14 protein-coding genes and 9 pseudogenes are annotated in these 22,465 nt (G+C 62.3%); 6 read left to right on the forward strand and 17 right to left on the reverse strand.

Going from position 1 to position 22,465, the window contains the following annotated elements:
- Positions 1–22 precede the first annotated feature (22 nt).
- A pseudogene (locus AB4Y43_RS30560) lies at positions 23–983 on the reverse strand (transposase).
- 557 nt (positions 984–1,540) lie between these two features.
- Between AB4Y43_RS30560 and AB4Y43_RS30565 the strand changes: the two are divergent.
- The 3 pseudogenes from AB4Y43_RS30565 (at position 1,541) to AB4Y43_RS30575 (ending at position 3,631) form a co-directional block, all read left to right on the forward strand.
- Positions 1,541–2,314: pseudogene (locus tag AB4Y43_RS30565) on the forward strand (transposase).
- Positions 2,315–2,475: 161 nt separating this feature from the next.
- A pseudogene (locus AB4Y43_RS30570) lies at positions 2,476–2,868 on the forward strand (Tn3 family transposase); the annotation flags it as partial.
- Between the two features lie 61 nt (positions 2,869–2,929).
- A pseudogene (locus AB4Y43_RS30575) lies at positions 2,930–3,631 on the forward strand (IS6 family transposase).
- A 39-nt stretch (positions 3,632–3,670) separates the two neighbouring features.
- Here the strand turns inward: AB4Y43_RS30575 and AB4Y43_RS30580 are convergent.
- The 13 genes and pseudogenes from AB4Y43_RS30580 to AB4Y43_RS30640 all read right to left on the reverse strand — a co-directional run bounded on the left by AB4Y43_RS30580 (position 3,671) and on the right by AB4Y43_RS30640 (position 17,352).
- The gene (locus tag AB4Y43_RS30580) at positions 3,671–4,267 is read right to left on the reverse strand and encodes a 4'-phosphopantetheinyl transferase superfamily protein (protein ID WP_368729508.1); all 597 of its coding nucleotides are present in this window, start codon (positions 4,265–4,267) and stop codon (positions 3,671–3,673) included.
- Between the two features lie 329 nt (positions 4,268–4,596).
- Positions 4,597–4,836 carry a hypothetical protein gene (locus AB4Y43_RS30585; protein ID WP_368661811.1) on the reverse strand — a complete coding sequence of 80 codons (240 nt, stop codon included), beginning with the start codon at positions 4,834–4,836 and terminating at the stop codon, positions 4,597–4,599.
- A gap of 65 nt (positions 4,837–4,901) precedes the next feature.
- A pseudogene (locus AB4Y43_RS30590) lies at positions 4,902–5,075 on the reverse strand (oxidoreductase); the annotation flags it as partial.
- Between the two features lie 396 nt (positions 5,076–5,471).
- Positions 5,472–5,609: a hypothetical protein gene (locus AB4Y43_RS30595; protein WP_256095096.1), complete on the reverse strand. Its 138-nt coding sequence runs from the start codon at positions 5,607–5,609 to the stop codon at positions 5,472–5,474.
- 27 nt (positions 5,610–5,636) lie between these two features.
- Positions 5,637–6,512 carry an NAD(P)-dependent oxidoreductase gene (locus AB4Y43_RS30600; RefSeq protein ID WP_069269252.1) on the reverse strand — a complete coding sequence of 292 codons (876 nt, stop codon included), beginning with the start codon at positions 6,510–6,512 and terminating at the stop codon, positions 5,637–5,639.
- A 75-nt stretch (positions 6,513–6,587) separates the two neighbouring features.
- On the reverse strand, positions 6,588–7,007 hold the full coding sequence (locus AB4Y43_RS30605) for a DUF86 domain-containing protein (RefSeq protein WP_141710950.1): 420 nt from the start codon (positions 7,005–7,007) through the stop codon (positions 6,588–6,590).
- Positions 7,008–7,041: 34 nt separating this feature from the next.
- On the reverse strand, positions 7,042–7,782 hold the full coding sequence (locus AB4Y43_RS30610; protein ID WP_368661801.1) for a thioesterase II family protein: 741 nt from the start codon (positions 7,780–7,782) through the stop codon (positions 7,042–7,044).
- A 24-nt stretch (positions 7,783–7,806) separates the two neighbouring features.
- A complete protein-coding gene (locus AB4Y43_RS30615; protein ID WP_368729509.1) occupies positions 7,807–14,064 on the reverse strand; it encodes a type I polyketide synthase in 6,258 nt (2,085 codons plus the stop codon).
- Positions 14,061–14,420, reverse strand: a complete 360-nt coding sequence (locus AB4Y43_RS30620) for an acyl carrier protein (protein WP_069269249.1) — start codon at positions 14,418–14,420, stop codon at positions 14,061–14,063. The genes AB4Y43_RS30615 and AB4Y43_RS30620 overlap by 4 nt, the downstream gene beginning before the upstream one ends.
- Entirely contained in the window at positions 14,414–15,154 is a 741-nt protein-coding gene (locus AB4Y43_RS30625) for an SDR family NAD(P)-dependent oxidoreductase (RefSeq protein WP_069269248.1), read from the reverse strand. Before AB4Y43_RS30625 ends, AB4Y43_RS30620 begins: the two co-directional genes overlap by 7 nt.
- On the reverse strand, positions 15,151–16,515 hold the full coding sequence (locus AB4Y43_RS30630; protein ID WP_069269247.1) for a fatty acid--CoA ligase family protein: 1,365 nt from the start codon (positions 16,513–16,515) through the stop codon (positions 15,151–15,153). Before AB4Y43_RS30630 ends, AB4Y43_RS30625 begins: the two co-directional genes overlap by 4 nt.
- Before the next feature lie 7 nt (positions 16,516–16,522).
- Complete coding sequence (locus AB4Y43_RS30635) at positions 16,523–16,825, reverse strand: hypothetical protein (protein ID WP_069269246.1); 303 nt, start codon at positions 16,823–16,825, stop codon at positions 16,523–16,525.
- Between the two features lie 86 nt (positions 16,826–16,911).
- A complete protein-coding gene (locus AB4Y43_RS30640) occupies positions 16,912–17,352 on the reverse strand; it encodes a hypothetical protein (protein WP_368729510.1) in 441 nt (146 codons plus the stop codon).
- A 601-nt stretch (positions 17,353–17,953) separates the two neighbouring features.
- On the opposite strand from AB4Y43_RS30640, the pseudogene AB4Y43_RS30645 reads away from it, so the two are divergent.
- Positions 17,954–18,076 (forward strand): annotated as a pseudogene (locus tag AB4Y43_RS30645) (IS6 family transposase); the annotation flags it as partial.
- Positions 18,077–18,180: 104 nt separating this feature from the next.
- A pseudogene (locus AB4Y43_RS30650) lies at positions 18,181–18,845 on the forward strand (IS6 family transposase); the annotation flags it as partial.
- A gap of 197 nt (positions 18,846–19,042) precedes the next feature.
- On the opposite strand, the gene AB4Y43_RS30655 reads toward AB4Y43_RS30650, so the two are convergent.
- Positions 19,043–19,876, reverse strand: a complete 834-nt coding sequence (locus AB4Y43_RS30655) for a LysR substrate-binding domain-containing protein (RefSeq protein ID WP_069269255.1) — start codon at positions 19,874–19,876, stop codon at positions 19,043–19,045.
- Between the two features lie 89 nt (positions 19,877–19,965).
- Between AB4Y43_RS30655 and AB4Y43_RS30660 the strand changes: the two genes are divergently transcribed.
- The gene (locus tag AB4Y43_RS30660) at positions 19,966–20,979 is read left to right on the forward strand and encodes an NADPH:quinone reductase (protein WP_083245714.1); all 1,014 of its coding nucleotides are present in this window, start codon (positions 19,966–19,968) and stop codon (positions 20,977–20,979) included.
- Between the two features lie 97 nt (positions 20,980–21,076).
- Here AB4Y43_RS30660 and AB4Y43_RS30665 read toward each other — a convergent pair.
- Both AB4Y43_RS30665 and AB4Y43_RS30670 read right to left on the reverse strand, forming a co-directional pair.
- Positions 21,077–22,075, reverse strand: a pseudogene (locus tag AB4Y43_RS30665) (IS110 family transposase); the annotation flags it as partial.
- A gap of 131 nt (positions 22,076–22,206) precedes the next feature.
- Positions 22,207–22,452, reverse strand: a pseudogene (locus AB4Y43_RS30670) (transposase); the annotation flags it as partial.
- Positions 22,453–22,465: the final 13 nt, after the last annotated feature.

Genomic DNA, 22,465 nt, shown 5'->3' on the forward strand with positions numbered 1-22,465 from the left:
GTTCAATCGTCATTCATAGGACTTACGCAAAACGCATGGTTACGGACGGATTTCTGAGTTCGCGGCGGAGGAAATCATCGAGCAGTTCGTGCTTGACTTGGTAGAGCGTGCGCCCGGTCTTGCGCGCGATATCGGCCAGACGGACCCATACGAGTACCGCGCTCGCGATATGGTTGCGCTGGATGCCGGCCTTTCGGCACTGGCAACGCTGAAGACCCGTGAGCTGCTTGAGTTCGCGGTTTAACTGCTCGACCTTCCATCGCAGGCCACACGCGTCTTGTGTCGCCGGCAAAGAATCCTGGGTGAGCTCGTTGGTCACGACCCAGTCCGTGCGGTGTGTCGACACCTCTACCCGGAACAGTTTCACCTTGTGATGTTTCGGAAAGCCCCTGATCTTGATCGTCTTCGTGCGCGAGAGAATGGGCGTCCCATTGCAGCGAATCAACATGCCGGTATGGCAATTCACCTTCGGAGTCGTCGACCAGCCGGTTACTGCGCAGCGGGCAGTAGTACGTCCTCAAAAGCGATTCGATGAACAGCATCATATCCATGAGCACGCGGCGAAACGGCAGGTTTTTGTGATGAACCACGTTGGTCAGCATGTCCAGCACGTGATCGAGTTTGGACCTGCCGTCGCCGTCCGGATCGTAAATACGGTAATCGATAATCCAGTATTCGCCGCTCTGCGGATTCACGTACACACAGTTCACCACACCGATGCCCTTGATGAGGCCGTGGGCGTTGCCGCTGTATTGCCGCCGCACGAGTTCGATCTTGTGCGAGAAGTCCTTGTCGGTCACGGAATCGTCGAATACGATGCAGCCGTCTTCATGCGCGACGAGCTGCCCACGCACGTTGTCCCACACCAGGCGCAGCGTCATGTGCTCCCGTCGCAAAAAACGGTTGATGGCATCGTGGCTCATGTTGTCAACGTGGTCGGCGAAGTTGGTCAGCGTGCAGTTGGTCGAGACATAAAGGCGCAACGCTCGACGCTGCGTAAGTCCTAATTCAATCCACTCATAATGGTCCGCGAAAAGCAAACGCAAAACTTGGGCCAACGCCATCACATGTGCATCGGTTGCTAATGGTTTCAAGCGCGGCCGCAGTCCAAACCCAATGCTCTGCAATGGTTTGAGCCTTGCGAGGTGACGCGGTAAACGCGCAGCCAGATCGCAACCGGTTCGCGCGGTGGCCATCCGGTGAGCATATGCACGTGGTAGGCGTACGGCTGAAGGTCGCTGGCGCTGAATGCGAGCACGACACAGCCAACGGAGTCTGGCCATCTCGACGTGAAGTGTCGAATTTCTTCCAATCGGGCCGACGGATGTAGGCAATGTGGGGTTGCGGACAAACGGTGTCAGAGCCAGAGGGGCGGTCGCCCGTGATGGTCTGATGTGATGGACGACTCCCGCGACGGTGTCAACGCCGATTGAAATCTGACCCCTAGACATCATGTATGGACCTGCCGCACCTCAAGGTACGCGGATTAAGCTTGAGGTGGGCTACACCGCGGCTCAGAGCCGCATTGAGGGGGCAGGTCATGAACAAGTTTAGCAAGTACGTGGGCCTGGATGTACATCAGGAAACGGTTGCCGTGGCGGTCGCCGACACGGCCGGCGAGCTGCGGTATATGGGCGAGATCGTGATCACGCCCGAGGCCATCGCGAAACTGGTGGCACAGGTCAGGCGCGGCACGGGAAGGTTGTCGTTCTGCTACGAAGCCGGCCCCTGCGGCTACACAATTTGCCGACAGCTGCGTGAGCTCAAGCAGGACTGTCAGGTCGTGGCGCCGTCGCTGATTCCGAAGAAGCCGGGCGAACGTGTGAAGACCGACCGGCGCGAGGCCCTAAGCCTGGCGCGCCTGCACCGAGCCGGCGAGTTGAGCCCCGTGTGGATTCCGGATGAGGCACAGGAGGCGCTGCGCGATCTGCCCCGTGCGCGGGAGGACATGAAGCATCTGCAACGCCAGGCCAAGCAATGGCTGCCGTCGTTTCTGTCGCGCCATGGCTATCGCTACATGGGCCGCTCGAGGTGGACGCAAGCGGACGGGCAACAGCCATGTGCGACGCATGCTGGTTGAAGCAGCGTGGGCCTACCGACATCCCGCACGAAAGACCGCAATCCTGCAGCGGCGCGCAGAGCGTACACCGCCGGAGGTCCAGGAGATCGCGGCGCAAAAGCGGCTGTGTCAGCGCTTTCGAAACCTGATGGCACGCGGCAAGCTCAAGAACCAATCTGTACCGCCATTGCGCGCGAACTCGTAGGCTTTATCTGGGCAACCGGGCAACACGTCGCCCCCCTCAGTTGGGCTTAGCCAGCATGAGAGGTTAGTTGAGCACGCAACAGGATGTTTGGGCTAGGACCAGGCAACGGTGAGAGAACCCTCTTGGCAACACTAGGAGGTAACTGGAAACAGCACAACCCTCAAATCTAGATTGAGGCAGCTCCCCGACGTTTTGTTTGTCATGCGGTAACCAACCCACGCATATCAGAATGATCAACCGTCGGATACCCTACGCGAAACTGTCGTGGCTGCAGGCGTGGCACATCCGGGATGAGACCTACTCACAGGCGCTCGCTGAACTCGTCAACGCACAGTTCGCCCTTCCGTTCGCCGCCCACTGGGGCGATGGCACCACCTCGTCATCCGATGGGCAGCGCTTCCGTGCGGGCAACAAGGCCGAGAGCACGGGACACGTGAATCCGAAATACGGCGCCGAGCCCGGACGCATGTTCTACACGCACATCTCCGACCAGTACGCGCCGTTCTATCCGAACCTCGTGAACGTCGGTGTGCGCGATTCGACCTATGTACTCGACGGACTGCTGTATCACGAGTCGGATCTGCGCATCCAGGAACATTACACGGTTCTGTTGCAATAGCGGAGGCTGGTATGCTGCGGGACCTTACAGGATGATGTGAACGACAATGAAAGCGCTGAGTCCAGCGCTAGCCAAAGTGCTGAAGCGGTTGCACTATCCGCTCGAGATAATGTTGGTGTACGTGCGTTGGTACGTGGCCTACCCGCTGAGCCTGCGCAATCTCGAGGAGATGATGTCGGAACGCGAGATCGCGGTCGATCATTCGACCGTGCACCGGCGGGCCATCAAGCTTTTGCCGGTGCTTGAAAAGGCGTTCCGCCGCTGCAAGCGCCCGGTCGGCAAGAACTGGCGGATGGACGAAACCTATGTGAAGGTACCGGGGTACATGGAAGTATCTCTACCGCGCCGTCGACAAGGCCGGCAACACGGTTGACTTCCTGCTGCGAGCCAAGCGGACAAGGAGGCGGCCCGACGGTACTTCGAGAAGGCCGTCGATCAGAATGGCGCGCCCGAAACGGTAACCATCGACAAGAGTAGTGCCAATCTGGCCGGGCTGCGCGCCGTGAACGCCGAGCGTGAGACGCCCATCAAGATCCGCCAGGCCAAGTATCTCAACAATATCGTGGAACAAGACCATCGGGCGATCAAGCGCCGTACCCGACCCATCTTGGGATTCAAGGAATTTCATTGTGCCCGCATCTTGTTGAGCGGCATTGAACTCATGCATATGATCGCCAAGGGGCAGATGGAAGACGCAGGCGAACTCAAGCCATCGGCCGCCCGGCAATTCTACTCGCTGGCGATGTAAGCAATCCTCATCATATCGTTATCGTTCGCCCAAATCGTCTTACCGCGACAGAACCCCTGGCCACAGCACAGAAAAATCGGCGAGCCCGGCTCCGACACTCCCGTGCGCCTTGAGAAATGCCTCGTTCGCGACCCAGACGTCAAAGAACTGGTCGCGTCGCTTCTGGTGCGGCAGCGCTGAAAACGCAGCGCGATCCGACTCACCCAGCACCCTATCCTGCAGGGTTTCCCAATTCAGCGACGCCGAACATTGCTCGATGTCGACGCCGACCCGGCGGCAATGCGACCAGGCAACGAGCGCAAAAGCACCGCTATGAGAAACGTTGAAATCGATCGTCGAGCCGGGACAGTTGCTGAGAAATGGCCGACCCATGGCTGACCGGGAGAAGTCAAGATCGCTATCACTGAAACCAACCTCTCGCGCAAGATGCGCCCGGAGCATGGAACGCGTAGCGGCGAACCGCACTGCGTCGCGCTCATTGCAGAAGCGACGCGCAGACCGAATTTCGTCGCGCGATAGCGCCGGAAAAGTCAACGTTCTCGGGGATTTTTCGAATTCGAGACCGGCAAGCAGTACGCGAACATCGTCGGGCACACCTACGCCTGTTTCGCGCCGGCAAAGAAACTGTTGATACATGGGCGTGTCACTCCAGGCCAGAACATCTCACGCATCCCATTGGTCGCTTCGAACCTCTTTTGAGCAGCAATGCGGCCTGCACATCGCGAAGCCGTCCGTAACGGACATGCCGGGACTCGCCGCGTTTTCGCGGATACCCGGTGGCCTGTCCCGTTTCGCGAGCTTGTTGCACAAGCTGAATCCTGCGGGGGAAGCAACCAGCCGGACGCGCATCGCTGCGGGACTACGACCTCGCGACGTCCCGTCCGTCATGTCTCCCGGCGACATCTCTCGCCAAGCCCGGTCAACACCGAACGCTTCCCAAAGGCATGGGACATCGACCCGACACATCACCCCGATCTGGGGTCCGCCTTCAGATTGACTACCGTCCTGCCATGCCCCCGCCCTTTTGCCAGCTCGTCCGCAGCATCGACGAGCTGTTCGAGCGATATCTCGCGAATCATGCTGTCGAGCTGTGAGCCTGGCACGCATTCCGAAAGCCGCTCCCACGCTTCGACGCGTCGCGGCGTGGGACAGCGCACCGAATCGATGCCAACGACGTTGATCGCGCGCAGCAGAAAGGGAAACACAGTGGTTTCAAGTTCGGTCCCACCACGAGTCCACAGACCGCCACATAGCCGCCGGATGCGAGCCGTGCAATCGCTGACGACAGCACGGGGCCGCCAACGGTATCGATGACACTCGCGAACAGTTCGAACATCATGCCGTGACGCCCGGGCTTGCACGCCACCGCGTAATCTCCGCGGCCGATGGTCCGGGCCGCGCCGAGCGACCTCAGATAGCTTTCGTGCTCGGGCCGCCCGGTCATTGCGACGACGCGATAGCCGAGTTGTGAGAGGATCACGATCGCGAAACTACCGACGCCCCCACTCGCGCCTGTCACGAGAATCTCTCCGGCCCGCGGGACGGACGTCGTGCGGTTCCAGAGCGAATGCGCAAAGCATTGACGTGAACCCGGCGGTGCCGATCCCCATCGCCCGCCTTGGCGTGAGACCAGGCGACAACGGGACGAGCCAGTCCGACTGGACGACCTGTGTCAAACCGCCCCAGTGACGCTCGCCTATCCCCCAGCCTGTCAGCACGACTGCGTCGCCCGGCTGGAGCCCGGGGCTGGCCGACGTCGCGACAACGCCGGCGAGATCGATGCCCGTATCGCTGGAAACGTACGAATAATCCCGCGATTGGCAATCGCCATCGCGTCCTTTTAGTTGACGCTTGAGTAATGGACGTCGACGACGACATCGCCGTCCGGCAGATTGTCGACGTTCAGCCATTCGATTGACGGTAGGACGCCATTGTCCGTTTCCTTCAGCATCAGTGCCTTGAGTCGGGATGTGCTCATTGTCATTGTGGTTCGCGCCGTGAAACGTCACGGCGACGCGATCTGTTTGGCGAACATGTCGGCAGAGCGCATGCCCGGCAACGCATCGACGAAGAAGTCCGCCTGCAAGGGCGCGCCCGCCTGCATGTCATAATGGGCGAAATCGCGCACGCCTGCGGCAAGCAGTACCTCGTCGTCGATGAAAAACCTGCCAGTGCATGTGGCTGCCGGCTGCGTGAGAATCGCGTACGCGGCGTCGGCAACGATTTCAGGCGTGCGCGACGCCGCGATCATGTCCTCGCCACCGAGCACGTTGCGCACCGCCGCAGTCGCAATCGTCGTTCTGGGCCACAGCGAGTTGACGGCAATTCCAAGGTCCGCGAATTCTGCCGCAAATGCGAGCGTGAACAGGCTCATCGTGTACTTTGCGATCAGGTACGGCGGGTAGTCACGAAACCACCTTGGGTTCGTCGACAACGGTGGCGACAGTGTGAGGATATGGGGATTTGACGACCTGCGTAGGTGCGGCACGCACGCCTGTACGCAGACAAACGTGCCGCGTCCGTTCACGCCATGCATCAGGTCGTAGCGACTGACAGGCGTGTCGAGTGTGCCGGTCAGGCGAATCGCGCTCGCGTTGTTGACCACGATGTCGATCCCGCCGAACGCTGCAACTGTCTCATCGACAACTGCCTGCACCCGCGCTTCGTCGCGGATATCGGCGACGAGCGGCAACGCATGGCCACCTGCGTCCTCAATTACTTTCGCAGCCGTGTAGATCGTCCCTTCGAGATGGGGATGTCGCGTCGCGGTCTTCGCGGCGAGCGCAACATTGGCACCGTCGCGGGCTGCGCGCACCGCGATCGCGAGACCGATGCCGCGACTACCCCCCGACATAAACAACGTTTTTCCGGCAAGGTTCATGACTGCTCCTTTCGCCTACGTCTGCGTCCGTGTTGGACATCGTGCTACACAGGGTACGGTGATGCGAATGATCCGTCATGCGGCCCGTTCATCCCGTTGCGCTACGGCTTTCAGGTCCGGACGCGGGCCGGGCAATGCACCGCGGTCCACGGGCATTCCATCGATCTCTGGAACATGCTTGCGCATCGCCCGCTCTAGTTCTGGCACACTACGCCGCACTGCGAGCCAGACGAGCTTCCTCAACCGTTCCGGGTTGCGCTGGTGCATCAGGTAGTCGACGCGCGCGCCGATCAGCCGCCACGGAAAGTCCGGTAACCTCAACCGGTACTCTGGACTGAGACAGGTCCATGTGTAGCCGATCATTTCAATGTTGCGCACGACAGCGTCCTGCATCATGTTCGACGCCATGAATGCGCGACGGCCCTCCCGTGTATATTCGCGAATGCGCCGGAGCCGGTGCTTCATTTCCTTTAGGTACTGTAGATCGTCGTCCATTTGCGCCCCCTCCCGCGTCACCATGAAGCTCCGCTCATTGCAGGTCGGCGGGCAAGCCAAGCATTTGCCGCGAAATCGTATCGAGCAATGCCGACTGCGAATCGCGCAGATAGAAGTGGCCGCCCGGAAAGACACGCACTGCCGCGACGCGCTCGACCCCCCTCCAGCGCTCAAGTTCGGCGGCACGCACAACAGGGTCGTCTGCACCGCCGAGTACGGTCACCGGACAGCGTAGTTGCACCACGGCGGGCCGGTAAGCATCGAGCAGCGTCATGTCGGCGCGCAACACGCGCACGAATTCCTGTGCGAATTCGGCGTCGCGCAACAGCCCGTCGGGCAGGCCGCCGTATCGCGAAACCGTCTGGAGCAACTCCGTGTCCGTCACCTGGTTCACGAAACGTCCCGGATGCGGCGCAGGTTTAGGCAGCAGCCACGACGACACGAACAGATGCACGGGCGCGCACGTGAGCCGCATCGCCACCTCGAACGCGATCGCCGCCCCCATACTGTGTCCGAACAACGCAAACGGTCGGCAAAGATAGGGCTGCATCGCCGCTGCGACCTCGTCTGCAGCCTGGTCCATGCGAGTATGCGGAACCTCGTCGAGCCGGCTCTCGCGCCCCGGCAACTGGACAGCGAACACATCGATCGCAGGTTCGAGGAGGCGACGCCAGCCGCGAAATGCCGACGCGCCACCGCCGGCATGCGCAAAACAGAACAGCGACAGCCGCGCTGTCGTCGTCGGGGTCGCCGAGGGGAACCACCGCGTCGTCATTACGGGCATCATTGTCATCGGTGTTCACCCGGCAAGCGCGTCCGAAATCGCATCCAGAATGAACGCGCGATCGTCGACGACGCCGAAATGCGCCCCGTCGCGTGTAAACAGGCTGAACTCACCTGTTGTGAAATCGCGCCACGCGAGCGCGTCCTCGTGCGTCACATAGATGTCGTCCTTGCCCCGAAAGCTGGTGATCGGCACGGACCACGGCGAACGCGGCACAAACACGTAGCGGCTTGCCATCTCGAACTCCGCCCGCACGACAGGCAGCACGAGCTCGCGCAACTCCGGAATCGCGAGCATCCGCTCGGTCGCCTCGATCTGGAAGTGACGCAGCGCTTCCGCGAGGACGTCATCCGGTTGCCGGTAGAGCGGTGCGATAATATCGAATTCACGCAGTTCGACAAGCGTCGCCGCGAGCCTGCGCTCGAACGCGGCATCGGCAACGAGGCGGTGCGGCGGACGCGCACCCGATGCGAACAGGTGCGCGGGTGTAACGCCCTCGCGCTCGATCAGTGCACGCGTCGTTTCGTACATGGTCAGACCGCCGACACAGTGCCCGAAGAATGCGACCGGCCGGTCCAGCAGCGGACGCAGCTCGGCGAGCAGACCATCGACGAACGCGTCGATCCGGTTCACGGGCGGCTCGCTAATCCTCGAGAGCCGGCCGGGCGGCTCGACCGCAAGGATCTCCGCATCCAGGCCTGTCGCATCTGCCCACGCGCGGTAGACGGCTGAACCGCCACCTGCGAACGGAAAGCAGATCAACCGGTAACGCGCCTCGGGATTCGGCCGGATCCGGACAAGCCATCGTTCGGCCGGCACAGTCGCCGAAGCCGCCGTGCTCAAGGTGGTCTGTACAAGCGCAGGCATCGCTGCCCCCATCTGTTCGGGTACGGCGTCGTCGCTCTCAACCTTGACCTTCGGTAGCAGTTCGTCGACAAGCTGATCGAGACTTGGCCCCTTGAGCATTGCTGCGGCTGGCAATCTCACGCCAATGGCCGCATCGAGCTGGTTGATCAGTGTGATCGCCATCAGCGAATCGAGACCTAGCTCGCGAAGCGGCTGTGTCGAATCGAAAGCGCCCTTGACTTCAAGGATGGCGCGGACCATCTGACCGACGATGTCGCGCAGCACGTCACGCCGTTCGTGGTCCGGCACCGATCCCAGCCGCGTATTCACCTGGGCGCGCGTGAAGAGGGCGCTGGCAGCAGGCGCTGGCGCACCACGCACGAGCCGCTCAAGCAGGAGCGGGCGCCTGGGGTACTGCGCGGCCCATTGCGGCCATTCAGTGATCGAAACGATGCTCTGCTGGACCCCGCGCGCGAGAATCGCGTGCAGCAGCGCGATCCCTTCTTCTGTTTCAATGTACACTGTGCCGCGCGCGCGCCAGATTGCCGCGCCCCGTTCTCCTGACTCAGTCGCAAGACCCTCACCGCCCCACGGCCCCCAGTTGATCGCCTGCGCCGGCAGACCGAGCCGGCGCCGATATTCGGTCAGACCGTCGAGAAATGCATTACCGGCAACATAATTCGCCTGCCCCATCGCCCCCGTCAGGCTCAGCACGGAGGAGAACAACACAAAATGATCGAGCGGCAGGTCACGCGTCGCGACGTGCAGCGCCCAGCCACCGAGCACCTTGGGACCGGTCGTTCCCGCGAACCTGTCCCAGTCCATCTGTGCTAGCACGCCATCGTCAAGATTGCCTGCACAGTGGAACACGCCCTTCAGTGCCGGTAGCTCGGCCCCGATCTGCCGGATCAGCACATGCGTGTCCGCCTCGCGCGTGATGTCGGCCTGCCTGACGACCACACTCGCCCCCTGCTTTTCCCAACGCTCGAGAACCGCCCTGGCCTGTTCGCCTGGGGCGCGACGCGCCGTCAACACCAGATGCCGGACGCCCTGCGCGGTGATGAGCCAGTCCGCGACCTTCAGACCGAGCGCCCCCAGCCCTCCGGTAAGGAGATAGGTCGCGGCCGGATCGAACGGCGGAACAATCCGTTCGGGCGCCGGTTCGTCATCCTGATCGAGGCGCACGGCATAGCGGCGACCCGCGCGCAACGCGACCTCATTTTCGCCGTCAACGGCGAACAACTCCGCTGCCAGTGCTGCGGCGTCTTCTTTCCCGCCGATGTCAATCATCCCGGCCCATAGTTCGGGATATTCGAGCGCGGCAACACGTCCGATGCCCCAGACTGACGACTGCAGCGGGTCGCCGCCGGGCGCGCGCGCCACAGGGGCGTGCGCGCCGCGCGTGACGAGCCAGACGCGTGGCGCGGCCTCGATGTTCGCTTCGGCGAGCGCACGCACGAGCGCAAGCGTACCGCCACTGAAGCGGCGCTCGGCCGCGGCGAGTGCGTCGACTGAGGTGGCCTCGTCCACGCGCTCGCCGAGCCCATGCAGGAGCACCACACCAACGGAGCCGGTCCCGTCGGGGTGCGCGGACAGCGCGGTGCCGAGCGACGCCTGCACGTCGCCGTCCGTGCCGCTTTCCGGAAGCGGCAGCACGGACGTATGGTGTCCGAGTGCACGTAGCCGTGCGTCGAGCGCGTCGGCGATGCCGAGATCGGAACTGGTGACGATCAGCCAGTTCGACGGTCCGGCCGCAGGCGCGTCCTGCAGCGGCTGCATGGGCCGCTCGATCCATTCGAGCCGATGCAGCGCGCGATTGCGTGAGTTGACCTGCGGCGAAATCTGCGTGCGCGTGATCGGTTTCACCGTCAGTCCACCGAGCAGTGCGACGGGAGCGCCGTCATCGCCGTAGATCTCAATATCCAGTGTGACGACGTCCGCCTGCGCCGGGCGCCGTTTCGCCCGTACCCATACGTGCCCGGCACCCGTGCGCTCGATCTCGAACCGTTCGACTGAAATCGGCAACCATGTGCCTTCCGGTTTCGGTTCTAGGCCGGTAAGGCTACGGTACTCGGGTACGAGCGCGGGATAGATATGCAGGCACGCGTCAAGCAGAGCGGGATGCAGCGGATACGCGGCCACTTCGAGATGCGCGGGCAGTTCCACCCGGCCCAGCGCTTCCTCATCGCCCTGCCACAATGCGACGATGCCGCGAAAGCCCGGGCCGTAGCCGAATCCGAGCGGTGCGATCGCCTCGTAGTATCGCAACGGCTCGATCGGCACCATCCTTTCGAGGTCTGCCGATGCGGGTAACGGCATCGTGATCGACGCGAGGCGTGGTGCGGCACGCGCACACACCCGCGCGCGAAGGTGGCGCCGCCACGCGTCGTCAGTCGCACTGCGGCTGACGAGTTCGGCATCAATGTCACTCCCATCGCCTTGCAGAACGACCTGAACGGCGCGCGCGCCGTCATCGGGGACAACGAGCGCATCGTCGTACGTCAAAGATTCAACCGACACGGGCGCGCCTGCAAAACGCTCGTTCCCGGCCACCGCGAGGGCAACCAGCCCCGCTGTCACCGGTAGCACTGCCATCCCGAAAATCCGGTGATCGGTGAGCCACGGTACCGTGTCGAGGTCGTAGGTCGCGGCGAACTGCCACGCGGCGAGCGGCGAGAGCAGACGCCTGCCCGGAATATCGCCTCCGGGTCCCGTTGCGGTACCGACCGCAAAACCAATGTTTCCCGCCGGCACGCCGCGGCCCGCGTCGAGCCAGTAACGCTCGCGCTCGAACACACAGGTCGGGGCGGACACGCGGCACCGCGAGTACGGTGCGTCGAACGCACGCCAGTCGACTGGCGTGCCGCTGCGCCAGAGCGCGGCAAGCGACGCCGTCAGCTCGCTCCATTCACGGTCGGGTCCGATCGAGGCGAGGAAGCGCCGCTCGCCTGCTTCGCCATCGCCCAGAATCTGCTGCGCGAGCGACACGAGCGTCGTGCCGGGGCCAACCTCAACGAAATCGACAATGCCAGCCTGTGCGAGCGTGCGCACACCGCGAATGAAACTCACCGGCTGCAGCGCGTGATCGCTCCAGTACCGGGGTGTCGGCGGAGCGTCCGCGAAGGCGCCAGTCAGGTTCGCAACGAGCGGGATCGTCGGCGCGGCCGCGCAATAGTTGCCCGCAAGCGCTTCGAGCCCAGTCGCAGCAGGCGCCATCAAAGGCGAATGGAATGCATGCGAGACGCTCAGCTCCCGCCCGCCGATGCCCGCCTGCTGCGCACGCGCGAGCACTTCGGCGACGGCCTCTGCGCGACCCGACACGACCGTGTTCTCGGGCCCGTTGTACGCAGCGATGCCAATTGCCTGCGGGTCGCAAATGTCAAGCAGTTGCGCGACCGTCTCTCCCCCTGCGAAGAGCGCGGCCATCGCACCGCCCTTCGGCAACGCCTGCATCAGCCGGCCGCGGGCCGCGATCAGCGCAATGCCTGTCTCGAGGTCATAGCAGCCGGCCACACAGGCCGCCACGTATTCGCCAACGCTGTGCCCAAGCACTGCGTCCGGCATGATGCCCCACGACCGCCAGAGTTCGGCAAGCGCCCATTCGACTGCAAAGAGCGCTGGCTGCGCATACGCGGTCTGGTCAATGCGCGCTTTTGAGCGCGCGTCCCCATACAGGACCGACAGCAGCGGCTTGCCGAGATGCGGGCGCAACAATGTGTCGCAGCGGTCAAGCGCAGCGCGGAATACCGGCTGCGTTCGATGCAGCGCGGCCGCCATCCCGGCGTACTGCGCGCCCTGCCCGGCAAACAGGAACGCAAGCGGGCGCTTGCCAAGGCGCTCCACCGACGGGGGCGCAGCGAGTTGCGCCGCCAGTTCGCTCGCTGTGCCGCCGATCGCCGTCAGCCGCCAGTTGAACGGCTGGCGCCCGGTATTCGCGGTATGGCAGAGGTCGGCAACCGGCTTGTCTGTCGTCGCAAGAGACTGGCGCCATCGGTCCGCGAGCGCTCCGAGCGCGCGCCCGGAGCGGGCAGACAGCGTGAGCACGTGCAGCGGACGGTCGTCCTCAACGGTCGTCGGCGCCCGAACGGGTGCCTCCTCAAGCACGGCGAACGCATTTGTGCCGCCAAGACCGAGCGAATTGACGGCCGCGAACCGCGGCGCAGCGCCGCGCGGCCAGTCGCGCAACGCGGTGTTCACGAAGAACGGGGTCTGCGGGAACGCAATCCTGGGATTCGGTGTATCGAAGTTCAGGCTCGGTGGAATCTGCCCGCGATCGAGTGCAAGCGCGACCTTGATCACGCTTGCGATCCCCGACGCCTGTTCGAGATGTCCGATATTCGTCTTCACCGAACCGACCGCACAGAACGCGCTGTCCTGTGTGTGGCGCCGGAACGCCTTTGTCAGCGCATCGATTTCGAGCGGATCGCCGACTACCGTGCCGGTGCCGTGCGTCTCGACGTAGCCCACTGCCCGTGGCGCAACGCCCGCGCAGGCGAAAGCGTCGAGCATCGCCTTCGCCTGCCCGCTCACGCTCGACGCCGTGTAACTCACTTTCGACGCACCGTCGTTGTTGATCGCCGTGCCGCGGATCACCGCATAGATGTGATCGCCATCCGCACGCGCGTCTTCGACGTGCTTGAGCACGATCGCGCCCGCGCCGCTGCCAAACACCGTGCCTTGCGCACGCGCGTCGAACGCGCGGCAATGCCCATCCGGAGACAGGATATCGCCCTGGCGCGCCGTGTACCCGGCGATGTGCGGCACGCGTACGGTCGACGCCCCGGCGATCGCCATGTCGCATTCACCGTTCAGGATGCTGCTGCATGCGAGATGGATCGCGACGAGTGACGTCGAGCATGCAGTCTGCACCGTGACACTCGGCCCCGTCAGGTTCAGCTTGTACGACACACGCGTCGCGAGAAAATCCTTGTCGTTGCCGATGTGCTCGACACCGCCCGTCGAGCCGCGCAACGCAGGGTTCGACGCGAAGTAGCTGCTGACCACGCCGCCCGCGCCAGCGAACACCCCTATCGAACCGTCATACGTATCTGGCCAGTATCCGGCATCCTCGAGCGCATCGTGGACAACTTCGAGAAAGACGCGGTGCTGCGGGTCGATCACGCGTGCTTCGCGTGGCGAATATTCGAACAGGCCCGCGTCGAAGCGGTCAAAGTCGTCAATGACGGGCGACGCTTTCACGTAACCGGGCGATGCGAGCTGCGCGGGGTCGACCCCCGCGCGCAGCAGCGCGGCATCATCGAAGAAACGAATGGACTCGACACCATCGATGAGATTCTGCCAGTACGCTTTCCAGTCGCTCGCCCCCGGCAACCGGCAGCCGATCCCGACGATCGCGATGCCACGACTGGAGGACGACCGAGAAGTATTCGCTCCGTCGTTGGGCGTGTGCGTGGTCGCGTCCGTCATCCTCGCGCCCCCCGCCGTTGTCGGCGACGCTCGCTTGCCGCCTGCGCATCGGCCAGTTCGTCATTCGGGTCGGCCAGCCCCGTGTCGTCGAAGAGCCGCAGATAGGCGCCAACGAGCTGCCCGACAGTCTGGACCGACGTGATCGGCACGAGGGTCTGGAACGGATCGGCGCCGAACGTCAGTTCCAGATCGAACACAAGCTGGGCGAGATCGAGCGAACTCAGGCCGAGCGTCGCATTCAGCCTGTCGTCCTCACGCAGTTCTCGCGCCGGCAGCCCGCGCTGGCTCATGATCTTGCTCACGGCACCATGGACGAGCCGCTCGGTCTCGTGGCGCTCAAATCGTTGATTCAGCATGTGATGCCTCCGTCCACGGCGACCGTCTGCCCCGTGACGAACGAGGCGCGATCGGATATCAGAAATTCGACGACGTTTGTGATGTCGGTCGTATCGGCGAGCCGGCCGAGCGGGGTGCGTCGCGCAATCCGCGCACGCGCCTTCTCGTCGAGGTGCTGCACCATATCGCTTTCGAAGTAACCGGGCGCGACCGAATTGACACGAACGTTGCACGCACCGAGTTCGCGCGCAAGGCTGCGCGTCAGGCCATCGAGCGCCGCCTTCGTTGCGCTGTAGACGGCGACCCCCGCGTGGCCACGAATCGCGTTCACCGACGCAATGTTCACAATCGCGCCGCGGTTCGCTCGGAGCATCCACTTCGTGCAGCTTTGCGTGAGCAGGATCGTGCCAGTCAGATTGACCGCGATCATCTGTTCGATCGCATCCTCGCGCATCAGCGCCAGGAGCCCGTCGTGACTCACGCCTGCATTGTTCACAAGCGAGCTGACGCCACCCCAGCGGTCCGCCACGCCCGCAACGAACTGCGAGACCGCCGCGCTGTCGGTACTGTCAACTGCTTGCCAGTGAAACCGCGCGGCGTGCGTGTCGCGTTCGATCAGATCGTCGATGTCGCCGGTGCGCGCACGGCTGAAGGTCGCGACCCGCCGGCCAGCGCTCAGACACGTGCGCACCAGCGCAAGCCCCAGGCCCCTGCTTCCTCCACTGATGATAACTACGTCGTCTGCATCGCTCATACGGGCTGCTCCGTCGGTCGTGACACTCTGGCTTTCTTGAACCTGTCGTTATGATGCACGCCGTCATCGACATCGATATGGACCGGCACCTTGAAACGTTCGAGGCGGCCCGCGCAGAAATCCCGGAGCCGGGCGGCAAGCATCGCCGGCGCCTCCGGCTCGATCAAGGATACGCGCGCGACGACGACGTGTCCGGTCACCGGATTGGGCCGGCCCGACACCGTCACGTCGCGGACGTTACCGGCAGCGAGCAGCGTGCTCTCAACTTCGCCCGGGTAAACCTTTTCGCCGCCAACATTGATGATCTCCGAGCGGCGCCCGAGCACGCGCACATACTCGCCGTCAGTCTCGACGACATCCTGGGTGTTGAACCACCCTTGCTCATCGAAGGGCGACGAGGCATTCAGGTAGCCGAGCATCGCCGTTGCGGAACGTACCCACAGTACGCCGTCAACGATCTTGTGTTCGAACCCGTCCGTGCCGAGCTTCATCCACAACGAACCCGCGCCTTTCGATTGCGTTGGCAGGATGCCAAGCTCGGACAGTCCGTACGTCTGTTTCAGCTTCACACCGGGCAGTGCGCCGTGCAGCGCGGCAAGGGTCGTTTCGGGCATGGGTTCAGTGCCGTATGTAATGAGCCTCAGCGACGACAGGTCGTAGCGCGCCGCAACACCGCCAATCAGCATCATGTTAATGAACGTCGGACTGGTCGGCAGCAACTCGACACGGTAGCGCGCGATCGCTTCGCACACCGCATCGGGTGTCCGCGTAGCCGGCGTCACAATCGTCCCACCCTGGCACAGCACGTTCAGCAGCGTGTTGATGCCGCCGATGTGATCGAGCATCAGAAAGACAAGCGTGATGTACGCGCGGCCCTTCGCCCGTTCGAGCCTCGCTGCCATCCGGTCAAAGTCAAGCAGGGAAGCCTTGCTTCGGCCTGTGGAGCCGGAACTGAAGAGAATCAGGCCAGCGGCACCTTCCGCGCGCAACTGCCGGATCAGCGGATGCGCGGTAACGGGCATCGACCGGCGTTCAACTCGGGGAGCACCTGCCACGTCGAACATGATGACGAGGCCGACCTCCGCAATCTCAAGAAACTCGTCGCGCTTCACGCCGGCAGACGCAATGGGCACGATGATCGCTCCGGCAAACGCGAGTGCGAGCAGCAATGCGCAGACATCAGGCGCATAGTCACCGCACACGGCCACCGTGTCACCGCGCCTCACGCACCAACGGTCGAGTTCGCCGTGCCAGAAATCGATCCGCTTGCCGAATGCATCATAGGTGACGGTCTCGCCTGCCGACACGAGACACGGACGCGGACCGAAAGAACGAATGCGCTGCTGCAGAAAGGTCGTCATCGCGAGCCTACCTCGACGCGTGAGAGACGACGGCGCCGTCGCTCGCCGATCCGCACGCTGCCATTTTGACCGCAGCCGTCATCGCCTGCCGTAGCGGCTGGCCGAACAGCCTGCCAACGACGTTCTCGTCGATCACCACGCGCAGCACCGACTGGTACGACACAAGCGACGCGACGCCAACGTCGATCGCAAGAGCGCTGATGCGCAACTGCGCGTCAGCGAGCCTGCGGAACGCCTCGTTCGAGTCGCTCAGGCCCTGTACCCATTGCTGATAGACGGTCGCCTGACTCGGAATGACTGCATTCAACATCGTGTAACCCCCTATCGAAAACAAGCGCGCACGCGGCACCGCAGATGCCGGCGTGCATCGCTGTGAAATACGGGCGACAAGCCCTGTCAGGATGGTGGACGGCTGGCATGACTGCGACGATCGAGCGCGTCGTGTAAGGCGGAGAGTTCGTCTTCGATCTCGTCGCCGCGATAGTAGAGAAAAGCGCCCGTCTCGCCGCCGACGAGGACTTCGAGATAAGGTTCGGGTTCGGCCAAACCCGCATCGCAACCAGCATGGAGGACGTCCACGCTGTCACGCAACGATTCACCGACCGTCGTCACGACCGAAGCGAGACCGAGCGTACGCAACCGGTCCGCCCATACGGCGAGCCCCCTTTCCCCACTGCCTGCGACGATCGGTACGTAAAGGCAGAACGAGCGCTCGTCGAGCCAGCTCGCGTGCCCGTCAAGATCGGGATACGTGGCATTCGCCTCAGGACACGTCCGGGACGAGTGTGTGGAAACAGGCTCCGCCTGCGCGACGTCCTCTGATGCGCTACGTATCACACTATGGCGACGCCGACCGGACGACAGCCCGATGAGGCGCGCAACCACTGCCGGCCATGCGCGCGCAAAAATGGATCGGTTCGCTTGCCCCATTGAATGCTCCTTCGTCCCCGGAGTGAATCCGGTCAAATTGTGGCGATCCGATAACACGTGCGATTGCGGCGCAGCGTTTACGTGTCGCCCCGCGAATTGCGGGTGGCATCGAGCAGCCACAGGGATTTTCAATGCAACGGGAATCCTAAATCTCTTCCGTTCGTGAATCAGACCGCCGAATACGCGTTGAGCAAACGACGCGTACACTGACACTCCAGGCTCGTCGGCGTGAGGTACCGCGCCCGCATTGATCATAGGAGAAAATCCGGAAGGTACAAAACCTCGACCGCATAAAATTCTGCTCTGCGGTGATCTGTCGCAATACGGCGGTCTGCTATGCTGACGGCCCTTAATGTGTGACTTGATCGATGACCGAGAAGCTCAATCCGAGCTGTGGCAAAAGTACTCAAACAGTTGCATCACCCGCTAGACGTGATGTTGCTGTGTTTTGTTGCAATAGGTCGAGTCGGCTATGATGTTCGTAACAAGACGAACGACTGAAAGCTGGATGAAGACGCTGAATCCGACCGTGGCCCGCGTGCTCAAACGCCTGCATTACCCGCTTGATGTGATCCTGACTTGCGTGCGCTGGTATGTGGCCTATCCGCTCAGTCTGAGAAACCTGGAAGAATGATGGCGCATCGAGGCATCTCAGTGGGGCTCTGGTGCAAATAGGGCCGGCGAATGGGTTAGAGTTGTCGGAACAAAACAAACCGACGAGCCGCGACGAACAAGCTGAAGAGTCCGGAGAAGTTGTTCGGCGGACGCCATTTTGATCGGGAGATCATCATTGTGTGCGTTCGCTGGTACCTACGCTACAAGCTCAGCTTTCGCGATCTGGTCGAGTGATGGTCGAACGGGCATTGTCGCTGGCTCACACGACGATTCTGCGCTGGGTGAGGCGTTATACACCCGAGTTCGTCAAACGCTGGAACCGCTTTGCTACACCTGCGGCTCGCTCGTGGCGTACCGATGAGACCTACCTGAAGATTCGCGGCAGGTGGGTCTACCTGTACCGGGCAGTGGATCGGGCTGGGCAGACGGTGGACTTCATGCTCAGAGTCCGACGCGACGTGGCTGCGGCCAAAGCTCTTTTCAGCAAGGCCATCAAGCGTCAGGGCCAGCCGCTGCAGACCATCACGCTCGACGGCTATGCCGCCTCACACCGCGCGGTACGCGAAATGAAGACCGATGGTCTGCTGGCTGAAGACACGAAGGTCCGCTCCTCAAAATATCTGAACAACGGGATCGAGCAAGGCCATCGCCACATCAAGTCCAGAACGAACGTGATGCCTGGTTTCAAGCGATTCGGGAGCGCCGCGACCACGATTTCAGGAATCGAGTTGACGCATCGCATTTGCAATGGGCAGTTCGATCTCGCGAAGCTCGGCCTCAAGGAGGAACGCCATACAGTCGCGGTTGCATTCGCATATGCAACAGACAACTTCTTGCCGGGGCCTGCGCCGATTTTTTTTTGGCCCCGGCTCGGCGCGCACGATAGCGGTCAAGCATTGCGTCGGTGCTGGGCGCGCGCAGCACCGAGCATTTTAACGAAGGCGCCCGGAAATTGCCGCCACTCCCGCACGGGTAGCCGCACTCACTCCTTCAGAAGGTCAATCAGCGCACGACCAAGTGGATCAGGACTTCGCTCATAGGTCACCAGCCTTATCCCCGGCAATTCGGGCCAGGCACCATTGCCTTGCGGCAAGGTAACAAGTCCGTCGTCCAGCGCGGATTCGCAAAGGACCGAAATGCCAAGGCCCTCCTTGATGCGGGACTGGACACCGACGACGCCACTCAAAGTCAGCGCTTCTCGCCATTGGATCGTGCCCGAATTGAGCGCCGAGATGGCAGCAGCTCTGAACGCGCAGGGAGCGGGCAGCAGGCACAGGTCAACCAAGGGTGGTGGGACGTCCAGATCTTGAGCCGCGACCCAGTGCATCTTTTCCTCGCGAAACAGGTGAGGTGAGCCGCGACCCTCCTGCTCCTTTACGAGAACGACATCAAGGTCACCGGCATCGAACGCACGTAGCAACTCCTCACTAAGCGCTACCCTGACGCTCAGCTCAACCCGCGGGAGCAGTCGACGAATCCGGCCTAACAGTTCCGGCAGCCGGTGAGGAACAAGATACTCGACGATGCCCAGGCGCAGGCGCCCTTCGAGGTTCCTGCGGCCAACCATACCGACAGCCTCATCGTTCAGACGCAGCAGACCGACAGCGTAGTTGAGGAACTGTTCCCCGGCAGTAGTTAGCTCGACCTGGCGACTGTTGCGGGAAAAAAGCTCGACCCCGAGTAAATCTTCAAGCCGCTGAACCCGCGTGCTGATCGCGGACTGCGATCTGCAAAGGCGCTTCGATGCACCGGTGAAGCTCCGCGCATCCGAGACAGCAACGAAGCAGCGGACGAGGTCTATGTCAAGGTCTCGCACATCAATCTCCAATAACGATAGCTGCGATCGGTATTATGCGTTCTTCAGCTTGATGGCTCCGCGATACGATTTCCTCGTTACGAAAATGAATGGAGAACGCGATGCAAGCTGTCTGGTATGAGCGGGTCGGACCCGCACGCGAGGTGCTAGTGAACGGGGAGCGTCCAATGCCGTCCCCCGGTCATGGGGAAGTCCTTGTGCAACTCCATGCGTCGGGCGTCAACCCCTCGGACGTCAAGGCGAGGGCGGGGGCTCGCGGCGGGAAGAGCGACCTTGCCTTTGCGTTCGTCATTCCACACAGCGACGGTGCCGGGATCGTTATCGAGTGTGGCCCTGGATGCAACCGGCTCACCCCTGGAAGCCGCGTCTGGGTAAGCAATGGGCAGTGGCGACGGGCTTCCGGCACCGCTGCCCAGTACATTGCGATTGACGAGAAGCTGGTCTTCCCGCTCCCGGACAACGCCTCCTACCTGGTTGGCGCAGCACTGGGCATTCCAACCCTCACGGCGTGCCACGTCACGACAGCTTTCGGCGACGTGGCCGGGCGCACCGTCCTGATCAGTGGCGGAGCCGGCACAGTCGGACGGCTGGCCGTGCAGTTCGCCAGGCAGGCAGGCGCGTTCGTGGTCGCATCCGGACATGGCTCAGCTGATGAAAAACGCATCACCAGCGCTGGTGCCGATGCCTTCGTTGACTACACGAGCCCCACCTTCGTTGCGGACGTGCTCGATGCGACAAATGGGCGACTAATCGATCACGCCGTTGAAGTCGAATTCGGCGCCAATGTGGAGTCTCTGGCCGATCTGCTCTCGGATCGCGCGACAGTGGTGACCTATGGCTCAGCCAGGGTGATGCGGCCGGAGATACCGTTCTACAAGTTTCTGTTCAAGGGCATCGAGCTTCAGTTCGTGCTGGTTTATTTGCTCACACCCGGGGAACGAGCCGACGCAGCTATGCGCATCAATCATCTTCTGGAGCTGGGGACGCTCGACGTACCAATCCATGAGGTACTGCCGCTTCGGGATTGCGCACGCGCGCACGAGCTGGTCGAGAGCGGACAGCGCACAGGTGCGGTTATTCTGGACGTGGAGAACGTCGCATGACTATATCTCTGTCGGACTGCCGCATGAAGATCACCCTGTTCACAGGACGGACCAGTTATCGGCCTGGCGATCGCTCGGGTTATGTTGGTTGGGGGTTCCTGTATCTCCGGCACAGCCGCAGTTGCGCGTCCCAGGCTCGATCGATGATCGCCTTTGGAATTCCTTCGTGTCGCCGCTGGATATCAATGCTCACGCGTGCCGGATGACGGTAGCTCCACGCGGATTCGACCAGCAGCTTTCTTGCGTAACTGTTTCCTGTCTTTGTGATGCTGCCTTGTCGCCGTTTGCCACCTGACGAATGTTCCGACGGCGTCACGCCAAGCCACGCCATCAGTTGGCGTGGATGCTCGAAGCGCGACAGATCGGCCAGTTCGGACACAAGGCCGACAGCCGACGTGAAGTTAATGCCCCGCATCGACTGCAGCGCAAGCACAGCGGGATAGAAACGCCAATCTGCAACGGCTTCACGCAGCGCGGTTTCCAGTCGTTCGCATTGCGCCAAGCGATCCTCGATCGTGCGGCGGTGCTCGTTGAATGCCAGTTGTTGCCAGCCACTATCGAACGAGAATGTGCTAAGCCAGCGGCGGTGAGCAGGCCCCCAGTCCGCTCGTCCAAAGTAATTCACACCATGCTGGAGCAGGAACGATTTCAGCCGGCATCGCGCCTGCTTGAGGTCTTCTCTGGCTGATGACCAGGCACGGGCCAGATCGCGAAACGCTTCATCTTCCATCGTTGGCACATGCACGGCGGACAGGTCACCGGCTCGCAGTGAGCGCACCAGCTTGATTGCGTCGCGGCGGTCTGTCTTGACGCGCTCACCCGGCTTGCGTGGGATGAGCGATGGTGCGCACACCATGCAGTCGAAGCCTTTGTCGATCAGCCGTCGATAGAGGCCATAACCGCATGGGCCTGCTTCGTAGACCACGCAAATGTGTCGTGCTTTGCACCGCAGCCGTTTGCATAGGCGATCAACTTCGATCTGTGTCGTACCGATCTTGCCGAGCAACTCTACGTTGCCCATATCGACCGAGTAGGCAACCATGATCGAATCCTTGTGAACGTCGAGCCCTACGTACAACGTGCTATCGTCGTGCATGCTAGCCTCCGTGTCGGAAACAGACCGTTGAGCGGCGGATCCGTCCCCACTCAATGCGGCTCTGGCAGCCATGCTAACCCGCGCTTACATCCGCACGGCGGCTAGCCTCGCCTCACGGGGAGTCATACTGACTTGCTGATTCCCAGCAGGACCACCTTGCCGCCGGAGCCCGTTTGTCGGGGTACCAAGCCGAGCCACGCCGCGAATTCGCGGCCTGATCTGAATGACTTTGAGTCTCCCATGGTCGCAACCGCGGCGGTCGCCGTGAGCAGGCCTACACCCGGTATGGCGGCAATGCTCTTGCTCGCCTTGTCCTCTTTCATCCACGCCTGCAAACGTCGCTCGATCGTGGCAATCTGTTCATCAAGCTTGCTCAAACCCGCGTCTACA

This window comes from Paraburkholderia sp. BR10872, assembly GCF_040965835.1.
GTDB classification, from domain to species: Bacteria; Pseudomonadota; Gammaproteobacteria; order Burkholderiales; family Burkholderiaceae; genus Paraburkholderia; species Paraburkholderia nodosa_A.